Annotated in this window: 6 protein-coding genes; 5 read left to right on the top strand and 1 reads right to left on the bottom strand. The window is 68.3% G+C overall.

Annotated features, from left to right (window positions below; translation table 11 throughout):
* The 3 genes from AC1DRP_RS34470 to AC1DRP_RS34460 all read left to right on the top strand — a co-directional run.
* Window positions 1-1133 (top strand): regulator (locus AC1DRP_RS34470; protein ID WP_476770891.1); only part of this gene is annotated, 1133 nt, incomplete at its 5' end.
* A complete protein-coding gene (locus AC1DRP_RS34465; protein WP_441504601.1) occupies window positions 1130-1354 on the top strand; it encodes a DUF4089 domain-containing protein in 225 nt (74 codons plus the stop codon). The genes AC1DRP_RS34470 and AC1DRP_RS34465, both read left to right, overlap by 4 nt.
* Before the next feature lie 56 nt (window positions 1355-1410).
* Entirely contained in the window at window positions 1411-2802 is a 1392-nt protein-coding gene (locus AC1DRP_RS34460; RefSeq protein WP_441504854.1) for an AtzE family amidohydrolase, read from the top strand.
* Window positions 2803-2863: 61 nt separating this feature from the next.
* On the opposite strand, the gene AC1DRP_RS34455 is transcribed toward AC1DRP_RS34460, so the two are convergent.
* Window positions 2864-3730 carry a LysR family transcriptional regulator gene (locus AC1DRP_RS34455; protein ID WP_476770890.1) on the bottom strand — a complete coding sequence of 289 codons (867 nt, stop codon included), beginning with the start codon at window positions 3728-3730 and terminating at the stop codon, window positions 2864-2866.
* Window positions 3731-4108: 378 nt separating this feature from the next.
* On the opposite strand from AC1DRP_RS34455, the gene pcaD reads away from it, so the two are divergent.
* Window positions 4109-4918, top strand: coding sequence for a 3-oxoadipate enol-lactonase (pcaD, locus tag AC1DRP_RS34450; RefSeq protein ID WP_441488506.1), 810 nt, complete (start codon window positions 4109-4111; stop codon window positions 4916-4918).
* A 9-nt stretch (window positions 4919-4927) separates the two neighbouring features.
* Window positions 4928-5598 (top strand): MFS transporter (locus tag AC1DRP_RS34445; RefSeq protein WP_476770889.1); only part of this gene is annotated, 671 nt, incomplete at its 3' end.

Genomic DNA, 5598 nt, shown 5'->3' with positions numbered 1-5598 from the left:
TCTCGATCGCCTTCATTTCGATGCGCCCGGCACTCGAGATTTTCCTGACACCGGCGATCGGTCTCACCTGCCATGCGATCATCCTGGTCAGCTGGTTCGGCGGCGTGCGCTATCCCCGCAGCATCCCGGCGGGGCTGGTCGCCATCGCCTTCGGCATGGTCATCGCCTGGGGGTCGGCGCTGCYCGGGCTCGATGTCGGGGGCCTGAGCCTCGCCAAGCTGGGCGCCGCCTTCTCGACCTTCGGTTTCTCGCTGCCGCTGCCGGCAGTCGACCATGTCTTCTCCGGCTTCTCCTATCTCGGCATCATCCTCGTCACGGCGATCCCCTTCGGCATCTATGATCTCGTCGAGGCCATGGACAATGTCGAGAGCGCGGAAGCGGCCGGTGACCATTACCCGACGACGCGGGTACTGACCGCCGACGGCGTCGTCAGCCTGATCGGCTGCCTGATGGGCAACCCCTTCATCAACGCCGTCTATATCGGCCACCCCGGCTGGAAGGCGATGGGCGGGCGCATCGGCTATTCCGCCGCGACCGGGCTGATCGTGATCGTGCTGTGCTGGTTCGGCGTCATCGCCCTGCTGCTGGCGCTGATCCCGCTCGTCGCGATCTCGCCGATCCTGCTCTATATCGGCATGCTGATCGGCGCGCAGGCCTTCCAGACCACGCCGGCAAGCCATGCGCCTGCCATCGTCCTGGCGCTGACGCCGCATCTCGCRGCCTGGGCCAAGGTGCTGATCGACGGGGCACTCGGCGCGGCGGGGACCAATGCGGCTGCTGTCGGCATCGACAAGATGGCCAATATGGGCGTGCTCTATCACGGGCTCGAACTGATGGGCGGTGGCGCGATCCTGTCCGGGCTGGTGCTCGGCGCCATCGCCGTCTTCGTCATCGAGAAGCAGTTCCTCCACGCCGCAGGCTTTGCGGCCGCGGGCGCCGTCCTGACCTATTTCGGCCTGATGCATGGCGAGGCGATCGGCATCGGCAAGGGGTTCGGCGTCACACCCTCGATCAGCCTCGCCTATGCGATCGTCGCGGGCTTCCTCTTCCTCTGCGCGCGCTCGCTCTCCGTCGTGACCGCGGCGAAGACGATGACCACCGAGCCCCGCGGCAAGCTGGAGCCGGCGGAATGAGCGAACCGAAACCCGTCTTCGATGCGGCGCGCCATTGCGATGCGATGGCGCCCGCGCTCGGCCTGGCGATCAGCGAGGAGCAGCGTCCGGTCGTCCTGCAATTCCTGGCAGTGGCGAAGGCCATGTCCGAGATCGTCTTCGCCGCGCCCGTCGACGAGGCCAGCTTCGAGCCGGCCGGCGTGTTCCGCGCCGGGCGCCCGCATGACGGAGAGCCCGCGTGAGCTTCGATGCCTTCGCACCGGCCCACCGTATCGCGGCCGATATCAGGGAGGGCGTGATGACCGCGGAAGCGGTCATCACCGGCTTCCTCCAGCGGATCGAACGCCTGAACCCGGCGATCAATGCCTTCACCGACGTCACCGCCGGGAGGGCCTTGGCGCAGGCACGCGCGACCGATGCCAGCCACGCAGCCGGCGCGCCCCTCGGCCCCCTCGCCGGCGTGCCCTTCGCCGCCAAGAACCTGTTCGACATTGCCGGCCTGCCGACACGGGCCGGCTCGAAGATCAACCGCGAGCGCCCGCCCGCCTCGCGCGATGCCGTGCTGATCGAGCGCCTGACGGAAGCCGGCGCCGTGCTGCTCGGCGGCCTGAACATGGGCGAATACGCCTATGACTTCACCGGCGAGAACGCGCATGACGGCCCCTGCCGCAATCCGCATGACCTCAGCCGCGTGGCCGGAGGTTCATCCTCCGGATCAGGCGCCGCGACGGCCGCGGGGCTCGCCCCGATCTCGCTCGGCTCCGACACGAACGGGTCGATCCGCGTGCCGAGTTCGCTTTGCGGCGTCTTCGGGCTCAAGCCGACCTATGGCCGGCTGCCGCGCACGCGCAGCTTTCCGTTCTGCGACTCGCTCGACCATCTCGGCCCCTTCGCCCGGGACGTGACCGACCTCGCGATGGCCTATGACCTGATGCTGGGCCATGATGCGGGAGATCCGGCCTGTGCGCGACAGGCGGCCGAGGCGACCCTGCCGACGCTGAAGCAGGGCGTCGACGGCCTGCGTATCGCGGTCGCCGGCGGCTATTTCTCGACCGATGGGATGCCCGAAGCGGAAGCTGCCGTCGCCGCAGTCGCGCAGGCGCTGGGTGCGACGCGGGCGCTCGATATCGCCGGAGCGGGCATCGCCCGGGCGGCTGCCTTCCTGATCACCAATGGCGAGAGTTCGGCCTTCCATCTCACGCGGCTGCAGCAGCGCGCCGATGATTTCGACCCGGAGACCCGCGACCGCTTCCTCGCCGGCGCGCTGCAGCCGACGGCCTGGTATCTCCAGGCGCAGCGGGCACGGCGCTGGTTCCATGACGAGATGATGCAGCTGTTTCAAACGGTCGACCTGATCATCGCGCCGGCCACGCCCTGCGTCGCACCGGAAATCGGCAGCAAGACCATGGTGCTGCGGGGCGAGACGGTCGCGCTGCGGCCCAATCTCGGCCTGTTCACCCAACCGATCTCCTGCATCGGCCTGCCGGTCGCAGCCGTGCCGGTCTTCGGGGCCGGCCTGCCGGTCGGCGTGCAGTTGATCGCCCCGCCCTGGCGCGAGGATCTTTGCCTGCGCGCAGCCTATACCGTCGCGCAGGCCGGCGTCGCGACCGCCAGGCAGGCACGGCTGGATGACGCGTGGCGCCCTGAAGCACGAGGATTGAAAGCTGTCTCGGAGGCTCAACCCCTGTGAAGCCAGGAACGCCCGCCCCTCAGGGGGCAGGATGCCGGGCGGATGCGCCTCTCGCGCTCCCTCAGCCCGCCAGTCCGATGATCTGCTGCAGCAGGAGCGAGGTGTCGTTCCGGCGATAGCTGACGATGATGGGGCTGGTGAATCTCTCGTCGAGATCGAGGAACTGGACATCGTCGCGGCCGAAGCGCCGGACCGAGGCCGGAACGACGCAAATCCCGACGCCCGAGGYGACCAGGCCGAGCGCGGTCTGCACGTCCCGGACCTCCATGCCGATGCGCGGCCTGACCCCCGCCTCGCGATAGAAGGACAGGACCTGATCGGCATAGCTCGGCCGGGGCGCCTTCGGATACAGGATCAGAGGTTCCGCCTCGAGATCGGCCAGCTTCGGCTTCCGGCCGCTTGCCAGCAGCGCATGGGCCCCGCCGACCGCCACGCATAATCCTTCCTCGCGTAGCACCTTTCGCACCAGCATGTCGTCATCGAAGCGCAGGCGTCCGAAGCCGACATCGATGCGACCGTCCTTCAGGGCCGAGATCTGCTCCAGCGTCGTCATCTCGAGGAGCTGGACCTCGACATCCGGCACCAGGATGCGAAAATCGCGGATCAGTTGCGGCAGCGTGTCGTAGAGCGTCGAGGCGACGAAGCCGACATTGAACTGCAGCACCAGGCGCTTGCCGATGCGCGTCGTCATGGCGCTCATCTCCTCGACGCGCTGCAGCACCTGTTGCCCCTGCTCGAAGAGATAGCGCCCGGCCTCGGTCATCGTGATCGGCCGGCCACGATCGAGCAGGCTCACGCCAAGCTCCTCCTCCAGCTGCTGAATCTGCCGGCTCAGCGGCGGCTGGGCGATATGGAGCTTCTCGGCGGCGCGGCTGAACGAGCCTTCGGCGGCGACGGTCGTGAAATAGCGCAGATGACGCAGATCCATCGCTGCCTGCTCCTCCCGCTCTCCGATCGATGCAGGGCGGCTGCACCCCGGAGACCGCCATCGCGGCGGTTGTCACATGCTCGCGGGCGACTGCCCGGCTTCCCCACCGCATCGGCAGGGAAGCGGGCTTCCATACCGTAGGGGTATTAATTTACACCAAAACGATCCTGTCCAGCGACACCATGCCTGCCTAGCCTGACAAGCAGGGAAGAAGCGTTCGCGCAGGAGGAACACTCCGCCGCGAACCTGAGCTGGCCGTCAGAGCCGCCGGAGAGCCATGTCTGAGACCGAACCGTTGCGGCCCGCGCCAGCGCGGCTTGCGAAACGCGCGCCGGCTGCCCTGTCGGGGCGCCGCGGCCGAAGCCGGCGAGCCTGATCATGCCCTATCTCGAAACCGGACCGGGCCTGCGCCTGTTCTACACGGTCACCGGGCCGGGCTCCGCGCCGGCCCTGGTCTTCTCGAATTCGCTCGGCACCACGCATCGGATGTGGGACGCCATCGCCAGCGAGCTCTCGGCCGAATATCGCTGCGTGCGTTACGACACGCGCGGCCATGGCGGCTCGAACCACGGCCCCTCGCCCTTCGAGATCGCCGATCTTGCCGATGATCTCGCCGCCCTGCTCGATCATCTCGACCTGACGCGCGCCCATGTCGCCGGCCTCTCGCTTGGCGGGATGATCGGCCAGGCCTTTGCCGCGCGGCACCCGGCGCGTCTGGCCGGCCTGACCCTGATGGCGACGACGGCCTATATGCCGACGCGCGAGGCCTGGGAGGAGCGTGCCGGGCTGGTGCGGCGCGACGGCACGCGAGCGATCCTCGCGGCCACGATGGAGCGCTGGTTCACGCCGGGCTTCCGCGACGCCCATCGCAGCGCCACGGACGCGGTGGCTGGCGAATTCGCCGCCATCGACCGGGACGGCTACGCCGCCTGCTGCGAGGCGATCGGCCGGATGGATCTGCGCCCGCTGCTGCACCGGGTGATTGCTCCCACGACCGTGATCGCCGGCCGCGAGGATCCCGCGACGCCGCTCGCGATGGCTGAAGCCCTGTACACGGGCATCGCCGGCTCACGCCTCGTCGTGCTCTCGCCCGCAGCCCATCTGCTCGCCATCGAGCAGGCCGAGCGCGTCGCTGCCGAGCTACGGCGCGATCTTTCCCGTTCATACCCACAAAAAACACAGATCTGAGGAACGCCCATGTCCAGTCCACCCGCCGGCACACAAGACATCAAGGACATCATCGATGCAGGTTCGATGACGGGCCGCAGATGGGCCGTGGTCGCACTCTGCTTCGTCATCGCCCTGCTCGACGGCTTCGACACCCAGTCGATCGCCTTCATCGGACCCGCGATCGCGCAGGATTTCGGCATGAAGGCCGCCGACCTGACCTGGGTCATCACCGCCAGCACGATCGGCATGACGCTCGGTGCGATCGGCCTCGGCAGCTTCGGGGACCGCTATGGCCGGCGCAAGGCGATCCTGATCGCCATCTTCCTATTCGGGGTGTTCTCCCTGATGGGCGCCTACGCGACATCGCCGACGCAGATCATCGTACTGCGCTTCCTGATCGGCCTCGGCATGGGCGGGGCCACGCCCTCGCTCCTGGCGCTGGCGGGTGAATACAGCCCCGCTTCCCGGCGCGGCACGATGATCACCGGGGTGCTGCTCGGCCTGCCGGCCGGCGCCATGCTCGGCGGCCTGATCGCGGCGAGCTGGCTGCCGATCCTGGGCTGGCGCGGGATTTTCCTGGTCGGAGGCCTCCTGCCGCTCGGGCTGATGGTCATCACCTATTTCCTCCTGCCGGAATCGCCCGCCTATCTCGTCTCGCGCAAGCAGAACGACAGGCAGGACGAGGCCCGCCGCCTGCT

Source organism: Allobosea sp. 01N443 (assembly GCF_056399325.1).
This window is presented reverse-complemented; position numbering and strand designations above follow the sequence as displayed.

Excerpts from the sequence above, each read along its gene's own strand:
- pcaD (WP_441488506.1), top strand. The coding sequence starts at position 4,109 with ATGCCCTATCTCGAAACCGGACCGGGCCTGCGCCTGTTCTACACGGTC.
- AC1DRP_RS34460 (WP_441504854.1), top strand. The coding sequence starts at position 1,411 with ATGACCGCGGAAGCGGTCATCACCGGCTTCCTCCAGCGGATCGAACGC.
- AC1DRP_RS34465 (WP_441504601.1), top strand. The coding sequence starts at position 1,130 with ATGAGCGAACCGAAACCCGTCTTCGATGCGGCGCGCCATTGCGATGCG.